Source organism: Jutongia huaianensis (genome assembly GCF_014384985.1).
Lineage (GTDB): Bacteria > Bacillota > Clostridia > Lachnospirales > Lachnospiraceae > Jutongia > Jutongia huaianensis.
Map to the genome: position 1 here is coordinate 13,639 of NZ_JACRSX010000014.1, position 16,158 is coordinate 29,796.

Sequence of the window (16,158 nt, forward strand, 5' to 3'; positions counted from 1 at the left end):
AAATAAGAGAAAAGAGGAGAATAATTATGACACAGTTAATCGCAATTGGAGCAGGAATCGCAGTTTTGACAGGTATTGGAGCAGGAATCGGTATTGGACTGGCTACATCAAAGGCAGTGGATGCGATTGCAAGACAGCCGGAGGCTGAGCCAAAGATTAAGATCAACCTGGTACTTGGTTGTGCATTGGCAGAGGCAACTGCTATTTACGGTTTTGTTATCGCATTGCTGATCATTTTATTATTAAAGTAATTAGTAATAACCGGTACTGCAGGCCGAAATCATTCACAGAGGCTGCAGTACACAAAATCAGAGAAAGGCTGGCGATGTGATATGTTACGTTTAGACGGAATCGTCTTTACATTGATCAACCTGCTGATACTTTATGTGGCATTGCGTCATTTTCTGATCGGTCCGATCCAGTCGGTATTGGAGCAGAGGAAACAGTTGATCGACGGACAGTTTGCTTCAGCGGCAGGCAAAGAAGAACAGGCACTGCAGTTGAAGGAACAGTATGAAGGACTGCTGGCAGACGCAAAGGATCAGTCCCGGAAGATATTAGAGGACTCCAGGGTACGTGCCCAGAAGGAATATGAAAGCAGAGTGATGGAAGCAGAAAAGCAGGCGGGTCATATTATGGAAAAAGCCCGGAAGGATGTAGAGACAGAAAAAGAAAGGGCGATGGATGGTATGCAGAAACAGGTGGCGCAGGTGGCCATGGCAGCGGCAGAAAAAATCCTTACCCAGAATGCCACAGCTGCATCCAATGGATCCATTTATGACAGTTACATAGCAGGAGCAGGTGAGTCCCATGAATCAGACAGCAATTAATTATGGAAAGGTATTATTTCTATTGGGCGTAGACCGGCAGATCGTAGCAGAGGCGGCAGATATATGGGAGGAGTCAGAGCCTTTGCGGGAAGCGATGGAGAGTCCGGTTGTCGGAGCCGGAGAGAAGCACAGACTCATCGAGAGGATTTTTCCAAAGGAGATACAGGCGTTTCTGAAGGTAGTATGTGACAACCGGGAGGTGGACCTGCTGCCGGATATGTTTCAGGCATATGGAAAATGGTATGATGAGAGTGAGAAGATCCGGAGGGGCATTTTGTATTATGTAGAAAAGCCCGCAGAGGAACAGCTTACCCGGATAGAAAAGAAATTATGCAGTCAGTTGAAATGCAATGAGGTGAAGCTTGCATTGGAGCCGTTGCCGGAGCTGATCGGAGGCTTTGTGATCCGTATCGGCGATCTGGAGATTGACCGGAGCCTGCGGGGCAGTATCAACTGTATGAAAGAAAAATTAGTTACTGGTACGCCAAAGGTGTAAGCAGTAAAAGGCTAGGAGATGATAATGTGAGTGCGATCAGCTCAGAAAATATAATTTCAATATTAAAAAGTGAGATTGAAAACTATGAGACAGAAAGCCGGGAACACGAAGTAGGAACCGTGATCTGGGTTGGTGACGGGATTGCAACGATCTATGGGATGGAGCATGCCATGTACGGTGAGATTGTGATCTTTGAAAACGGGATCAAGGGAATGGTTCAGGATATACAGCGTACCCAGATTGGCTGTATTGTGCTGGGAAAGGACAATGGAATCCGTGAGGGGATGAAAGTGACCCGTACTAAAAAACGTGCCGGTATTCCCGTAGGAGAAAAGTATCTGGGACGTGTGGTAAATGCTCTGGGAGCACCTATCGACGGAAAAGGAGATATCGAGGCTTCCGGTTATCGTGCGATCGAGTGTGAAGCACCGGGGATTATTGACCGAAAATCGGTTACAGAGCCGTTAGAGACCGGTATTCTCGCAATTGACTCGATGTTTCCCATCGGACGCGGGCAGCGTGAATTGATCATTGGAGACCGGCAGACCGGTAAAACCTCTATCGCTATGGATGCGATATTGAACCAGAAAGGCAAGGATGTGATCTGCATCTATGTGGCCATTGGACAGAAGGCTTCTACTGTGGCGAAGCTGGTAAACACTTTAGAGAAAAATGATGCGATGGAATATTCTATCGTGCTGTCGGCAACGGCAAGTGAATCGGCATCTCTGGAATATATTGCGCCATACTCAGGAACAGCGCTGGCAGAGTATTTTATGTATCAGGGAAAGGATGTATTGATCGTATATGATGATCTGTCAAAGCATGCGGTGGCATACCGTGCTCTTTCCCTGTTGTTAGAGCGTTCACCGGGACGTGAGGCTTATCCGGGAGATGTGTTCTATCTGCATTCCCGTCTGCTGGAGCGTTCCAGCAGGCTCAGTGATGAACTGGGTGGAGGCTCTATCACGGCACTTCCGATTATTGAGACACAGGCAGGAGATGTATCTGCGTATATTCCGACGAATGTAATTTCTATTACGGACGGTCAGATTTTTCTGGAAAGTGATCTGTTCTTCTCCGGTATGCGTCCGGCAGTTAATGTTGGTCTTTCCGTATCCCGTGTGGGTGGAGCGGCACAGACGAAGGCTATGAAGAAGGCGTCCGGCACGATCCGTATTGATCTGGCACAGTTCCGTGAGATGGAAGTGTTTACACAGTTTAGTTCAGACCTGGATGACGAGACAAAGAAACAGCTTGCATATGGTAATGGCCTGATGGAGCTTCTGAAGCAGCCGTTGGGTCATCCGATGTCTCTGGCAGAGCAGGTGATCACACTGGTTGTGGCGACAGGAAAGTTGTTTCTCGATATTCCGAAGGAGCAGATTAAGGAGACACAGGGAAAGCTTTTGGCGTATTTTCATGATCTGCATCCGGAGATTGCAGAAAAGATCCAGACAGACAAGGTGCTGGAGGATGATCTGAGAGAACAGATCCTGTCTGTGGCAGAGGAGTTCCTTGGACAGAATAAATAGCAGCAGGTCTGTGTCTGGCCGGTAATGTCCGGTGGGAGGCACAGAGAATGGAGACGAGCATGGCAAATACGAAGGAAATACAGAAGCGTATGAAAAGTATCAAGGATACCATGAAGATCACGAATGCGATGTATATGATCTCTTCTACAAAGCTGCAGAAGGCAAAGAAAAAACTGGCAGATACCGAACCGTATTTTTATACGCTGCAGCAGGCATTCCAGCGTATTCTTCGTCATACGCCTGATCTGGAAAGCATTTATTTCCGCGATACAGAGCATATTCCTGTATCGGAAAAGAAAGTCGGTTACATTGTGGTAACGGCAGACAAAGGGCTTGCCGGTGCCTATAACCATAATATATTTAAAATAGCACATTCCCTGTTTGAACAGGGGGGGAAGAACAGTCTCTTTGTGCTTGGAGAACTGGGCAGACAGTATTTTGCCAGAGAGGGACTCCGGGTGCATAAGCATTTTAAGTATACGGTGCAGGACCCAAGCCTGCACAGAGCCCGGATGATCACGGATGATATTGTTGAAAGATATCAGAGGGGAGAACTGGATGAGGTGTATATTTTATACACACGTATGGAAAATGCTGTGACTGCAGAGGCGGAGATGAGAAAGCTTCTGCCTCTGGAAAAGGATAAATTTGCAGCAAAGCTTCCTGTGGATGTGTATCAGGAGACACTGACACCACAGCCGTCATGGGAAAAGATATTAAATCATCTGGTGCCTAATTACGTCAATGGATTTATCTATGGTGCGTTGGTGGAATCCTATGCCAGTGAGCATAATGCCAGAATGATGGCGATGCAGTCGGCAACGGATAGTGCCAGACAGATTCTGGCACAGCTCTCCATTGAATATAACCGTGTGCGTCAGGCGGCGATCACACAGGAAATTACAGAGGTTATCAGTGGTGCAAAGGCACAGAAACGTAAAAAATAGTACATAATGTGCAGAAAGGCATGGTTATGATAATGAAAAAAGGAAAGATAGTTCAGATATCCGGTCCTGTCATTGATGTGGAATTTGAGGACAGCGATCTTCCATATATTAAAGATGCGCTGGAAGTGGACAATGACGGAAAACGCTGTGTGATGGAGGTGGCGCAGCACATTGGGAATAATACGGTGCGCTGTATTATGCTGGCGTCCAGCGAAGGCCTTCACAAAGATATGGAGGTAACAGCTACTGGCAGCGGAATTAAGGTGCCCGTTGGGGAGAAGACTTTGGGACGTTTGTTTAACGTGCTGGGAGATACCATTGACAAGGGAGAAGATCTGAAGGAAGAAAAGCATTGGTGTATTCACCGGGATGCACCGGGATTTGAAGAGCAGAGTCCGGCAGTTGAAGTGCTGGAAACGGGTATTAAGGTCATTGATCTTCTTGCACCGTATGCTAAGGGTGGTAAGATCGGACTTTTTGGAGGTGCCGGTGTTGGTAAAACGGTGCTGATCCAGGAGCTGATCCAGAATGTTGCTACGGAGCATGGCGGCTATTCTATTTTTACCGGTGTTGGTGAGCGTTCCCGTGAGGGAAATGATCTCTGGTCTGAGATGAAGGAATCCGGTGTGCTGAATAAAACCGCGTTAGTGTTCGGGCAGATGAATGAGCCGCCGGGAGCCCGTATGAGAGTGGCCGAGACAGGTCTTACCATGGCAGAATATTTCAGGGATGAAGAGCATCAGGATGTACTTCTGTTTATTGATAATATTTTCCGTTTTGTGCAGGCAGGCTCTGAGGTGTCGGCGTTGTTAGGACGTATGCCTTCAGCGGTAGGTTATCAGCCGACCCTTGCCAATGAGGTTGGTGAGCTGCAGGAGAGAATTGCATCTACGAAAAACGGTTCTGTTACTTCTGTACAGGCTGTCTATGTACCGGCAGATGATCTGACCGATCCTGCCCCGGCAACGACCTTTGCGCATCTGGATGCAACAACGGTGCTTTCCAGAAAGATTGTTGAGCAGGGTATTTATCCGGCAGTAGATCCGCTGGAGTCAAACTCCCGTATTCTGGAGGAGGATATCGTAGGAAAAGAGCATTATGAGACTGCCAGAAGAGTACAGGAGATCCTGCAGAAGTATACAGAGCTTCAGGATATTATTGCAATTCTTGGTATGGAGGAGCTTTCGGAGGAAGATAAGATCACGGTGTACCGTGCCAGAAAGATACAGCGTTTCCTGTCACAGCCGTTCCATGTGGCAGAAACCTTTACCGGTGTGCCGGGAAAATATGTACCTTTAAAGGAAACGGTACGGGGATTTAAGATGATCATTGACGGCGAGATGGATGACTATCCGGAGCAGGCATTTTTTAATGTGGGAACCATCGATGAGGTAATTGAAAAAGGCAGAAAATAGTTTCGATGGCATAAGTGAGGGTTAATTATGGATAATACATTTTTATTAAATGTGACTGCCTGTGACCGTGTGTTCTTTGAAGGACGCTGCCGGCAGGTGGTGATCCCGCTGGAGGATGGCGAAAAGGAGATTCAGGCACATCACGAAAATATGGTCTTTGCAGTGGAAGTGGGAGAACTGCGGATTCAGACAGAGGATGGAGAATGGATCGTTGGAGTTGTTGGAACAGGGTTCGCCCAGGTGATCAATAACCGTGTCAGCATTCTGGTGGACACGGCGGAACATCCGGAGGAGATTGATGTGCGCCGGGCCAGGGAAGCTAAGGAGCGCGCCAGAGAGCAGCTTCGCCAGAAACAGAGTATTCAGGAATATTATATGTCCAAGGCATCTCTTGCGCGGGCAATGTCAAGACTGCGTTACAGCAGTAAGGACGATATGCGTGTCTGAGATTGATATGACAGAGAGGATTTTCGGTGATATAACCACCGAGGTGGTTTTTGGAATATGAAAAGAGCCTGTTATCTGATGGTCACTCAGATAACAGGTTCTTTTGAATCCAGTCGGTAAGATATGTATGAAATTCCATAATTGCCGGATTTTGGGCAGAAGCCTTCGGAATGGAGGCAATCACCTGACGACTGCAGTCAGGATTATTAATGGAAAGCAGCCTGACCTGATCCGGTGACGGTTTTTTCCAGCAGTACTGCGGCCAGAATCCCACGCCGAGCCCGGCGGCGATCAGATCCCGTACGGTTTCGGGATTGTCACTTTCATATACAATATTCGGAGTAAAATGAATGGACTGGCAGAATAGATCGCAAATGGCACGCAGAGGCCGGTTGCTTTCCAGGCTGACATAGGATTCCTTGGCGGTTTTTTCAAGCTTAATGGAGGAGAGGGAGGCCATGCGGGAATTTGCAGGGACTGCCAGATAGAAATCTTCCTGAAACAGAAGGTGTTGTGATGGCAGAAGCTCTGTATCACTCCGAACAGCAGAAATGATATAATCAGCAGTAGGATCATCCGGTTTCTGGGAAAGCTTAAATTTGATTTCCGGATGGATATTACGGTAGGCGATAATGCAATTGGTGATGATCGCAGAAGCTGACCGGAGATTCATATGGATCACAGGCTGTTTCAGGGAAGCTTCTTTGATCTCCTCCGGAAGTCTGTCCAGAGAAGACATAATGGGTAACAACTTGCTCTGCAGCAGTTTTCCGCTGCTGTTTAATGATATATGATGGTTCTCACGGTCAAAAAGAGTCACATCCAGCTCCTCCTCCAAATGACGGATGGCCTGGGATACAGCGGGCTGTGCCACATGCAGACTTTCGGCAGCCTTTGTGACGTGTTCAAACTGAGCAACTGCGAGAAAGTATCTTAATTGAAACAGTTCCATAATTTTCCCCTTTTCATTTGTTGTTTCATCTTAAATCAATAATTTCATATATTACAGTATTCTCCTGTGAAATTCAAGTCGGCATCTCAAAAATTACATATTTCACGAAAAACATAGTCTGTCAAAAAGGAGTCCATTGTCCCGGATTCGGTGTCCGGAAGTAAATAGAACGCAGGTTTTGTTTTGTGGGCATAATAGAAGCAGTCTTCTTTCAGAGCGGGCTCTTTGGTGGAAAGAGAAGGAAGGAAAACGCCCTCCTTTTTGGTGTAACAGTTGGCAGCAGTTGCTTTCTGACGGCAGGAAGTATCTACAAACTGTGCGACACTTTTATGAATCGCCGTATCTTCCTGAGGCAGGTAGTAGTAATCCTTATGATCCGGAAAGAAATATTTGAGAGATCCGCGATACAGAGGGAGTGACAGGGTGGCAGCAGTTTTGTCCAACGTAAGGATTGCATTCTCCGGTTGAGGTCCCGCTGCATCTGTCATCGAAAAGCTGTGTTGCAAAGTGATTTTTCTGGGAATCCGAACCGGCAACTCTAAAGTCAGATTGGTGGAGGTAAGATGCGTAACGGTGACCGGTGCCGGTTCAGTTGGAGAGAAAAAATCCTGATATGCCAGCATACTGCATACATGGATCATACCGGCAATATCATCATGATTGTGGAGCAGGAGCAGCTTTTTCAGCTCGGTTCCTTTTTCTTTGTGAAGGATTTTTTGCTGCATATATTCCGAATAGACCTTGATCAACTGACCGCCATTATAGATATCCTCCCGGTTTAGTCCGACCCAGCGTTCCAGATAGGATTGGTTTGCTTTTTCCAGCCCCAGTCTTTTTTTGAGGGGACGGATTTCCTTTAGCAGATCAATATTAGCCGGGGCGGGTTCTGACGACCGGCTGGAGATGACATTTTTCAGCATGTCAGAAATCTCCTGGGACGGAAGGATTCCGTGTTTTTTGCATTTGGCAGTTATAAATGGAATATCAAATGTGCATCCGTTGAAATGATATAAATAAGAAAAGTCTTTCAAATAAGATAAAAAGGCTTCTAAAATATCAGGCTCGCTCTGATAGTCGTCCGCAAACCATTGTGTCAGTTCCCAGCTGCCCGTCGGACAGTTATAATGCATGGCACCAATGAGATAGATGGATGCTGTTTTGGAGGAAAGACCGGTTGTTTCTATATCAAAAAATGTAATCTGATCTACAGGCTGGTGAAAAATATAACGGCCGGAAGGATCAGGCAAAGTATTATGTATTGTTTTCATATTACAAGCCTCATTTCTAGTGATTGATGTTTGTATTTTATGTTAGGATATCATATAATAGAGGAAATGTGAATTTTTGGAGTTGCTTAGAAAAGGAGTGCGGACAGATGGAGATCGGAGAAAAGAAAATATTCGATAAAGATGCCGCGTATGAGAGATGGGATCAGAAGAATCAACGACGTGGAAATGATAAATATTTTTATGAGGAGGAGAGGGAGGAGAGTTATCTCCGGGAATTAAAGGGAAGGATACAAAATAATACCAGTGGATTTTTGAAGGTAGTGCTGACTGCTCTGATCGTTCTGGCACAGGTATGTATTGTAATGTTTTTTTCGTTACAGGTTATCAAGAATGGAACAACCTGGTACTATATGATTCAGGTTTTTTCGATCGTTGCGATCGTAGCACTTATCAATCGGAATCAGAGTCCGTCTTATCGGATTGCATGGATCTCGATCATTACGCTGCTTCCGGTTACCGGATATCTGCTGTATTTTTTGTGGGGGCGTTCCAGTAAACAAAAAAAGGAACTGGATACCCATATTATGCGGCAGATCAGCTATGGAAATAAATATCTGGTGCAGGATGATGACCTGTGGGTGGATTATGCGGAGGACAATCCTGTTTCCGGCCGGATGGTCAAGTTTATGCTTTCCGAGAATTTTCTGCTGACCCAGGGAAATCAGGTGGAATATTTTCCTATGGGAGAAGACGCCTTTGAATCCATTTTCCGTGAGTTAGAGAAAGCGGAAAAGTTTATTCTGATCGACTTTTTTATTGTGGCAGAGGGTGCTTTGTGGGATAAAATGCATGAAATTCTTAAGCGTAAGATTGAAGAAGGTGTTGAAGTCAAATTCATGTATGACGATTTTGGAGCTGCGATCCGCACCAGAAAGTATTTTAAACAGATTCTGGAGCATGAAGGCTTTGAAGTGCGGGTGTTCAACCCCATTATGAAATATACCAGCCAGTTGTATATGAATTTCCGTTCTCACCAGAAGATTATGGTCATAGACGGAAAAGTTGGTTATACCGGAGGCTTTAATCTTGCGGATGAATATGCCAATCTTGTGGAACGATTTGGTGTCTGGAAGGATACCGGAATCCGGGTACAGGGAGATGCAGTGTGGGGCCTTACGGTAGTGTTCCTGCAGATGTGGGAGGCATGTGGCCATGACAAGGAGCATGTGGATTATCTCAAATATAAAGTGATGTCTGATGTGAATGGAGATACCTGGTGTCAGGTGATCTCGGACGGTCCGGCCAATAATCCCAAGAATCCGATTGAAAGTATTTATAATCAGATGATCATGTACTCGGATCAGTATCTTTATATTACAACGCCGTATCTGATCATTGAGGATTATATGCAGCAGTCTCTGATCGAAGCGGTACGCCGTGGGGTGGATGTGCGCATTGTGACGCCGAATATCCCGGATAAGAAGTATGCCAAGATGCTGACAAACTATAATTACGGAAGTCTGTTGAAGGGCGGTGTGCGGATTTTCGAGTACACACCGGGGTTTATTCATGCCAAGCAGATCCTGACGGAGGATGCGGCCATTGTGGGTACGATCAATATGGATTACCGGAGTTTTTATCTTCATTATGAGAATGGTGTGTGGATGTCCGGAGAAAAAATTCAGAATGATATTCACAAGGATTTTGAAAAGATGTTTGAGGAAAGCAGAGAGATCAAATATGAGGAGTGGTTGAACCGTCCGGTGAGCTGGAAGCTCATCCAGCCGTTATTAAATCTGTTTGCGACACTCTTCTAAAGGAGAAACGAGGATAATCATGTACACAAATGTATGTAAACATTGTCACAAGGTGTTTCATTCCAAGATCAGAACCTGGTGCTGTAAGGAGTGCCGCAATATAGATGATGATCAGTTGGATGACATTGTAAGATATCTCCGGGAATATCCCAACAGTAATGCTTTGCAGATTTCGGAGGAGCTGGGGATCCATCCTTATGTGATCCTGAAATATATGGAAGAGGGATGGCTTGGAAAATCTACGGGTCATTTCAGCAGACTGCCCGACTGGGAGACGGGAGCTGCTATGGATGGCGACAAAATAAAGGACTGAAGTTTTTATAACAGAATGGAGAAATAATGATTCGATATATTAAGGGAACGCTGGAAATGATCGAAGAGGATGCGGTGATCCTGGACAATCAGGGAATCGGCTACCGGATTCTTGTGTCACCGGCGATGATGGACAGACTGCCGGTGATGGGCGGTGAGATGAAGCTTTATACATATCTGAATGTCAGAGAAGATGCTATGCAGCTTTTTGGTTTTGGCAATGTGGACGAGCTGGAGATATTCCAGATGCTGATCACGGTCAGCGGTATTGGCCCGAAAGCGGGATTAAGCATTCTGGGGACTCTGTCAGCGGATGATATCCGGTTTGCGGTTCTCGCAGACGATGCGGCAGCGATCGCCAAGGCTCCCGGAGTGGGAGCCAAGACTGCCAAAAAGGTGATCGTAGAGCTTAAAGATAAGATTGCGGCAAAGGAAACAGTGAATGCTGTGCTGGAAAAGGCGGCCGGAAAAGGTGCCGTGAAAGAAGAAAACGCAGGAGTATCCAAGGCTTCTGCAGAAGCTGTGGAGGCGCTGGCTGCATTGGGATATTCTGCGGCTGAGGCGTTGAAGGCAGTAAAGCAGATCGAAAATGCAGGGGAGCTTACGACAGAGGAGCTGTTAAAACAGGCGTTGAAGCTTATGTAAAGAGTGAAACCTTTAAGGAAGTGGACTAAATTAAGGAGAGATAGATGGAATATGGCAAAAAGGACGATCAGTACAGAATTTACAGAGGAGGATGCAAGACTGGAGCCAACTCTGCGGCCCCAGCATTTATCGGATTATATCGGTCAGCAGAAGATCAAGGATAATCTGTCTGTATATATTCAGGCGGCAAAGCAGAGAGGAGATGCGCTGGATCATGTGCTTTTATATGGACCGCCGGGACTGGGTAAAACCACACTTGCCGGGATTATTGCCAACGAAATGGGCGTGAATATGAAGATTACGGCAGGACCGGCCATTGAGAAGCCGGGAGAAATGGCAGCCATTCTGACGAAGCTGCAGGACGGGGATGTTTTGTTTGTGGATGAGATCCATCGCCTGAACCGTCAGGTGGAGGAAGTGCTTTATCCGGCTATGGAGGATTATGTCATTGACATTGTCATAGGGAAAGGACCTTCTGCAAGGTCGGTCAGACTGGATCTGCCGAAGTTTACCCTGATCGGGGCCACAACCCGCGCTGGTATGCTGTCGGCACCTCTCAGAGACCGCTTTGGCGTGGTGAACCGGATGGAGTTTTATACACCGGAGGAGCTGGCTGATATTGTGGAGCATTCTGCAAGAATCCTTGATGTGGAGATTGATGAGGAAGGAGCCATGGAACTGGCACGCAGATCCAGAGGAACGCCGCGTCTTGCAAACCGTCTGCTGAAACGTGTCCGGGACTTTGCCCAGATCAAATATGATGGCAAGATTGACAAGAAAGTAACAGACTTTGCTCTGGATCTTCTGGAAGTAGACAAATTGGGGCTGGATAACACAGACCGTCAGATCATTGAGACCATGATACACCATTTTGGTGGAGGTCCGGTGGGACTGGAAACCCTTGCGGTTTCCATTGGAGAAGATGCCGGAACTCTGGAAGATGTGTATGAACCGTATCTGGTGCAGAATGGTCTTATCCTGCGAACCCCAAGAGGACGGATGGCATCCGATCTGGCATACCGCCATTTCGGAATCGAAAAGCCGGAAGATTAAAAAACACAATGCATTAAGTATACAATATCAATAGAAATGAGAAAAAACGGTTGCCCTTTACAAAGAATACTGTAGAGGGCAACCATTTTCATTTTGTTCAAATTTTTCAAACAATTTATATATGTGTCCGCTTAGAAGGCTCAACGAACAAAAGTGGGGCGTATTCCCAAAGATATGTCGTAAATTGTGACACAAGTGTGACAAAAATTTTAATAAATTGTGAGAAAAGGGTTGATAAATTCCCAAAAAGCGGTTAAAATAAATTTGAAAGTGGTGAGAAGTGGGGGGAAGTGTCAGAACAAACCCAAAATGTGGAGAGGTGGTGATAGCTATGTTCATGGGTCAGTATGAACATTCGATCGACGCAAAGGGCAGAGCTATCGTACCGGCAAAGTATCGCGAGGAACTGGGCGATGTATTTTATGTCACCTGGGGCGTGGACGGATGCCTGTATCTATATCCACAGCATGACTGGGAGGAGCTGGCACGGAAACTGCAGAGTCTGCCGTCCAATCAGCAGAGCCGTTTGATCCAGAGACAGTTAATGGCATCGGCATCGGAGCTGACCTTGGATAAGCAGGGTAGGATACTGATTCCCGCAAAACTTCGAAAAAGTGCCAGACTGGAAAAGGATCTTGTCTTTGTTGGAATGATCAACCGTGTGGAGATCTGGGACAAGGAGACCTTTGAAGCGCAGACAATGGGTAATGAGATGTCTATGGAAGAGGCAATGGATGCCCTTGGCATTTCGCTGTAAAACCGGTAAGGGGTATAACGGTTTCACAGCCGGAAGGAGACAGACGATATGGAATTTGCTCACAAGTCAGTGCTGTTACAGGAAGTGATTGATTCTTTGAATGTGCAGCCGGATGGAATTTATGTAGATGGCACACTGGGAGGAGCCGGACACGCCTATGAGGTATGCCGCAGACTGGGGCCGGATGGCAGGATGATCGGGATCGATCAGGATGAGGATGCCATTGCGGCGGCGACAAAGAGGCTGGCTGATTTTAAGGATCAGGTTACCATTGTTCGAAGCAATTATGAGGCGATGAAGGATGTTCTTCATGATCTTGGAATTGAAAGAGTCAATGGCATCACATTGGATCTGGGAGTATCCTCTTATCAGCTGGATGCAGCAGAGAGAGGCTTTTCTTATCGGGAAGATGCCCCACTTGATATGCGGATGGATAACCGCCAGGAGGTAACGGCAGCCACTGTTGTAAATGAGTACACAGAAAGCGAATTATTTCAGGTAATTCGCAAGTATGGGGAAGATAAATTTGCCAAAAATATTGCAAAGCATATTGTGCAGGAGCGTCAGAAGGAACCGGTGCTGACCACCGGCAGACTGGCAGAGATTGTAGATCAGTCGATTCCGATGAAGTTTAAGAAACAGGGCGGTCATCCTGCTAAAAGGACATTTCAGGCCATTCGTATTGAGGTGAACCGGGAACTGACGGTACTGGAGGATCATATCAGTGAGATGATCGACCTGCTGGCACCGGGCGGACGTTTTTGTATTATTACGTTCCATTCCCTGGAGGATCGCATTGTGAAAAACGCATTTCGGACGGCGCAGGATCCATGTACCTGTCCACCGGATTTTCCGGTGTGCGTCTGTGGCAAAAAGTCCAAAGGAAAAGTGCTTACGAGAAAACCTGTTCTTCCATCAGAAAAGGAACTGGAGGAAAATTCCCGTTCCAAGAGTGCGAAGCTCAGGGTATTTGAACATATATAAGCCGAATAGTTCGGCACGACAAATTCTTGCGGATTGGGGGATTCGCAGTTTGTTGAATAAGGTCGACGGTGCGGATTACGGGCACCGTCAGAATATTACACAGAAAAATCTGTGATACGATATCCGTTATGCCACAGGGGTATGGCGGCAAAAGAAAGCAGGGAGGAGTGGCAAATTATGGCAGCATCACCAAATTATCGCAGTTCAAACCGTACGGGCGGTTCTTATCGAAGCGGACGCTATCCGAGGGAGAACTACCGACAGGGAAGAAATGGGTATGTGTATGGCAATCTGGCGCATCAGCTGGAGGAGGTGCCGGAGAGAAGAACTCAGCCGGTCAGGAGAAGAAAAGCCAAGGTGTATCCACAGCAGAAGCCGGTGGCACTGCCAGCGTCTATGGAATTGTCCTCTTTTCTGTTCCTTGCGGCGGCAGCAATTGTTGTTGTCGTGGCGGCATTTATCTATCTTCAGGTACAGTCAGGAATTACGCAGATGAAAAATGATGTGATCGCGCTGCAGTCAGAAATTGCTGAAACGAAACAGGAAAACGAGGACACATATCAGAAAATTATGGATTCTGTCGATCTGTCCCAGGTTTATGAGATTGCTACAGGAGAGCTGGGGATGATCCAGCCGGTTGACAATCAGGTTTATAAATATGATAATAAAAAAAGCGATATGGTGAAACAGTATGGAGATATTCCCGGCAGCTCTAAATAACCAATGCTCCGGAAAATAAGGACAGGGATTTGTAATGGCAAAGAGAAGAGCAAGAGATACGCGTTATAAAAATAAACCAAGCACCCGTTCAATGCGAGTACGCATTTTAGTGGTGTTTGGTTTTGTTATTTTAGGATGTATAGGACTGACTTACCAGATTGTCCGTCTGAATAAAGTCAAAGGAGACAACTATACGAAAAGGATGCTGGCACAGCAGAGCCACAGCAGTAATGCGATTCCTTATAAAAGAGGCGACATTTTGGATGTTAACGGCAATAAGCTTGCTACAAGTGTCAAGGTGTATAATCTGTTTCTGGATCCGGCAGCAATCTGTAAAGAAAAGAAATATATCCAGCCCACAAAGGATGCTTTGGAAAATGTATTTGGAATATCAGGAAGCGACGTGGATAAGATTCTTAAAGAAAATCCTGCTTCGAGATATTATCAGATGAAGGACTTTAAAGAACTGGATAAGGAATATGTCAAAAAACTGGAAAAGCTGCAGGACAAGGATGAGAATATCCGGGGGATCCATTTTGAAGAGGAGTACAAGAGAGAATATCCGTATTCTACAATAGCATGTGATGTGATCGGCTTCTGCACCGATACCAATACCGGTACCTGGGGCATAGAAAATACTTATAATGATATGTTAAATGGTACCAATGGACGTCAGTTTGGTTATTATGACTCAGAACTGAATCTGGTCAAAACCATTAAAGCGGCTACAAATGGCTATACAGTCAAATCAACGATCGATGTCAATGTACAGGGTATTATGGAACAGCATATTCAGAAATTTATGAAAAATATGGGAGCCAAAAAAGTGGCTTGTCTTTTAATGAATCCCAATACCGGCGGTATTGTTGCCATGGGTTCCAATGCGCAATACGATCTGAATAATCCAAGAGATCTGACGGTAGCATATACACAGGATGAGATTAATTCCATGTCGGAGGAAGATCAGCTTACTGCATTAAATGAATTATGGAGAAACTACTGCATTAGTGACTCGTATGAGCCGGGATCTACATTTAAGCCGATTACGATCGCGGCATGTCTTGACGAGGGAAAAGCAAGTGCAAACAGCACCTACGTCTGTGATGGTGGACAGCAGGTGGCAGACCGTTATATTAAATGTGTGGCAAATAAATACGGTGGACACGGTGCGCTCTCTCTGGGGCAGGCATTGATGGTATCCTGCAATGATGTTATGATGCAGATCAGCGCAAAGCTTGGAAAAGAAAAATTTCTTGATTATATGGATGCATTTGGACTTGGCAGAAAGACCGGGATCGACCTTCCGGGTGAGGCAACCGGTACGGTATTTAATAACGACACAATGCATTCCACACAGTTGGCGACTTCCAGCTTTGGACAGAGCCAGACAGTAACCATGGTACAGATGGCGGCAGCGTTTTCCGCAATAGTAAATGGAGGAAATTATTATCGCCCCCATGTAGTAGAAGAAGTTTCCAGCGAGTCCGGAGCGGTGATCCAATCGGAGGATGACGCAGTGGAAAGCAAGGTGATCACGGAAAAGACAAGCAGGCTTCTCCGGAAATTCCTTTTGGCGACAGTAGAAGAAGGAACGGCGAATCCGGCATCTGTAAAGGGTTATAAGGTGGCAGGTAAAACAGGTACTGCGGAGAAGATTCCCCGTGGCCATGGAAAATATCTGGTATCCTTTATTGGGTGTGTGCCGGCCAATAATCCCCAGCTGGTGGTTTATGTGGTTATTGATGAGCCAAATGTAGAGGATCAGGCCCACAGTACCTATGCAACAGAGTTTGCAAGCAGTCTGATGAAGGATATTCTGCCGATGCTTGAGATTTATCCTACCGGAAAAAAATCAGACATTACCAAAGCAAGTAAACTTAAACTTCCGTCTACCACGAAAAGCAATCTGGGTCAGGAAGTGCCGGATGGCGGTTATTCCGACAGCAGTTATGGAGTTGCCAAAAACGCAGCGGATAACGAAGAAGGTGATACCGGAATGAATAATTAAGCTGTTTTGCT

17 protein-coding genes are annotated in these 16,158 nt (G+C 46.1%); 15 read left to right on the forward strand and 2 right to left on the reverse strand.

Annotated features, from left to right (window positions below; translation table 11 throughout):
• Positions 1–26 precede the first annotated feature (26 nt).
• The 7 genes from atpE (at position 27) to atpC (ending at position 5,670) form a co-directional block, all read left to right on the forward strand.
• On the forward strand, positions 27–251 hold the full coding sequence (gene atpE / locus H8704_RS10025; RefSeq protein WP_022306660.1) for an ATP synthase F0 subunit C: 225 nt from the start codon (positions 27–29) through the stop codon (positions 249–251).
• 81 nt (positions 252–332) lie between these two features.
• Positions 333–830 (forward strand): F0F1 ATP synthase subunit B, encoded by a 498-nt coding sequence (gene atpF, locus H8704_RS10030; protein WP_118678735.1) that lies wholly within the window; start codon positions 333–335, stop codon positions 828–830.
• On the forward strand, positions 811–1,326 hold the full coding sequence (gene atpH / locus H8704_RS10035) for an ATP synthase F1 subunit delta (RefSeq protein ID WP_249298191.1): 516 nt from the start codon (positions 811–813) through the stop codon (positions 1,324–1,326). The genes atpF and atpH overlap by 20 nt, the downstream gene beginning before the upstream one ends.
• 26 nt (positions 1,327–1,352) lie before the next feature.
• Entirely contained in the window at positions 1,353–2,861 is a 1,509-nt protein-coding gene (atpA, locus tag H8704_RS10040) for a F0F1 ATP synthase subunit alpha (protein ID WP_249298192.1), read from the forward strand.
• A 59-nt stretch (positions 2,862–2,920) separates the two neighbouring features.
• Positions 2,921–3,808: an ATP synthase F1 subunit gamma gene (gene atpG / locus H8704_RS10045; RefSeq protein WP_118678779.1), complete on the forward strand. Its 888-nt coding sequence runs from the start codon at positions 2,921–2,923 to the stop codon at positions 3,806–3,808.
• Positions 3,809–3,840: 32 nt separating this feature from the next.
• Positions 3,841–5,223: a F0F1 ATP synthase subunit beta gene (atpD, locus tag H8704_RS10050; protein ID WP_249298226.1), complete on the forward strand. Its 1,383-nt coding sequence runs from the start codon at positions 3,841–3,843 to the stop codon at positions 5,221–5,223.
• Between the two features lie 27 nt (positions 5,224–5,250).
• A complete protein-coding gene (atpC, locus tag H8704_RS10055; protein ID WP_022464658.1) occupies positions 5,251–5,670 on the forward strand; it encodes an ATP synthase F1 subunit epsilon in 420 nt (139 codons plus the stop codon).
• Between the two features lie 82 nt (positions 5,671–5,752).
• Here the strand turns inward: atpC and H8704_RS10060 are convergent, their stop codons facing one another.
• Positions 5,753–6,622 (reverse strand): LysR family transcriptional regulator, encoded by an 870-nt coding sequence (locus H8704_RS10060; protein WP_022464659.1) that lies wholly within the window; start codon positions 6,620–6,622, stop codon positions 5,753–5,755.
• Positions 6,623–6,708: 86 nt separating this feature from the next.
• On the reverse strand, positions 6,709–7,890 hold the full coding sequence (locus tag H8704_RS10065; protein ID WP_249298193.1) for a ribonuclease H-like domain-containing protein: 1,182 nt from the start codon (positions 7,888–7,890) through the stop codon (positions 6,709–6,711).
• A 107-nt stretch (positions 7,891–7,997) separates the two neighbouring features.
• Between H8704_RS10065 and cls the strand changes: the two genes are divergently transcribed.
• The 8 genes from cls (at position 7,998) to H8704_RS10105 (ending at position 16,147) form a co-directional block, all read left to right on the forward strand.
• Positions 7,998–9,668 (forward strand): cardiolipin synthase, encoded by a 1,671-nt coding sequence (cls, locus tag H8704_RS10070; protein WP_249298194.1) that lies wholly within the window; start codon positions 7,998–8,000, stop codon positions 9,666–9,668.
• A gap of 19 nt (positions 9,669–9,687) precedes the next feature.
• Positions 9,688–9,981, forward strand: coding sequence for a MerR family transcriptional regulator (locus H8704_RS10075; protein ID WP_022464662.1), 294 nt, complete (start codon positions 9,688–9,690; stop codon positions 9,979–9,981).
• Between the two features lie 26 nt (positions 9,982–10,007).
• A complete protein-coding gene (gene ruvA, locus H8704_RS10080; protein ID WP_249298195.1) occupies positions 10,008–10,625 on the forward strand; it encodes a Holliday junction branch migration protein RuvA in 618 nt (205 codons plus the stop codon).
• A gap of 51 nt (positions 10,626–10,676) precedes the next feature.
• Positions 10,677–11,678, forward strand: coding sequence for a Holliday junction branch migration DNA helicase RuvB (ruvB, locus tag H8704_RS10085; RefSeq protein WP_118678749.1), 1,002 nt, complete (start codon positions 10,677–10,679; stop codon positions 11,676–11,678).
• 331 nt (positions 11,679–12,009) lie between these two features.
• Complete coding sequence (gene mraZ, locus H8704_RS10090; protein ID WP_022464666.1) at positions 12,010–12,435, forward strand: division/cell wall cluster transcriptional repressor MraZ; 426 nt, start codon at positions 12,010–12,012, stop codon at positions 12,433–12,435.
• A gap of 48 nt (positions 12,436–12,483) precedes the next feature.
• Positions 12,484–13,419 (forward strand): 16S rRNA (cytosine(1402)-N(4))-methyltransferase RsmH, encoded by a 936-nt coding sequence (gene rsmH, locus H8704_RS10095; RefSeq protein ID WP_022464667.1) that lies wholly within the window; start codon positions 12,484–12,486, stop codon positions 13,417–13,419.
• A gap of 177 nt (positions 13,420–13,596) precedes the next feature.
• Positions 13,597–14,139: a septum formation initiator family protein gene (locus H8704_RS10100; protein ID WP_249298196.1), complete on the forward strand. Its 543-nt coding sequence runs from the start codon at positions 13,597–13,599 to the stop codon at positions 14,137–14,139.
• 34 nt (positions 14,140–14,173) lie between these two features.
• Positions 14,174–16,147: a peptidoglycan D,D-transpeptidase FtsI family protein gene (locus H8704_RS10105; RefSeq protein WP_249298197.1), complete on the forward strand. Its 1,974-nt coding sequence runs from the start codon at positions 14,174–14,176 to the stop codon at positions 16,145–16,147.
• The last annotated feature ends 11 nt before the right edge of the window (positions 16,148–16,158 follow it).

Excerpts from the sequence above, each read along its gene's own strand:
- atpC (WP_022464658.1), top strand. The coding sequence starts at position 5,251 with ATGGATAATACATTTTTATTAAATGTGACTGCCTGTGACCGTGTGTTC.
- ruvA (WP_249298195.1), top strand. The coding sequence starts at position 10,008 with ATGATTCGATATATTAAGGGAACGCTGGAAATGATCGAAGAGGATGCG.
- atpE (WP_022306660.1), top strand. The coding sequence starts at position 27 with ATGACACAGTTAATCGCAATTGGAGCAGGAATCGCAGTTTTGACAGGT.
- H8704_RS10100 (WP_249298196.1), top strand. The coding sequence starts at position 13,597 with ATGGCAGCATCACCAAATTATCGCAGTTCAAACCGTACGGGCGGTTCT.
- rsmH (WP_022464667.1), top strand. The coding sequence starts at position 12,484 with ATGGAATTTGCTCACAAGTCAGTGCTGTTACAGGAAGTGATTGATTCT.
- atpD (WP_249298226.1), top strand. The coding sequence starts at position 3,841 with ATGAAAAAAGGAAAGATAGTTCAGATATCCGGTCCTGTCATTGATGTG.
- H8704_RS10075 (WP_022464662.1), top strand. The coding sequence starts at position 9,688 with ATGTACACAAATGTATGTAAACATTGTCACAAGGTGTTTCATTCCAAG.
- atpF (WP_118678735.1), top strand. The coding sequence starts at position 333 with ATGTTACGTTTAGACGGAATCGTCTTTACATTGATCAACCTGCTGATA.
- cls (WP_249298194.1), top strand. The coding sequence starts at position 7,998 with ATGGAGATCGGAGAAAAGAAAATATTCGATAAAGATGCCGCGTATGAG.
- ruvB (WP_118678749.1), top strand. The coding sequence starts at position 10,677 with ATGGCAAAAAGGACGATCAGTACAGAATTTACAGAGGAGGATGCAAGA.
- H8704_RS10105 (WP_249298197.1), top strand. The coding sequence starts at position 14,174 with ATGGCAAAGAGAAGAGCAAGAGATACGCGTTATAAAAATAAACCAAGC.
- mraZ (WP_022464666.1), top strand. The coding sequence starts at position 12,010 with ATGTTCATGGGTCAGTATGAACATTCGATCGACGCAAAGGGCAGAGCT.
- atpG (WP_118678779.1), top strand. The coding sequence starts at position 2,921 with ATGGCAAATACGAAGGAAATACAGAAGCGTATGAAAAGTATCAAGGAT.
- H8704_RS10060 (WP_022464659.1), bottom strand. The coding sequence starts at position 6,622 with ATGGAACTGTTTCAATTAAGATACTTTCTCGCAGTTGCTCAGTTTGAA.
- H8704_RS10065 (WP_249298193.1), bottom strand. The coding sequence starts at position 7,890 with ATGAAAACAATACATAATACTTTGCCTGATCCTTCCGGCCGTTATATT.
- atpH (WP_249298191.1), top strand. The coding sequence starts at position 811 with ATGAATCAGACAGCAATTAATTATGGAAAGGTATTATTTCTATTGGGC.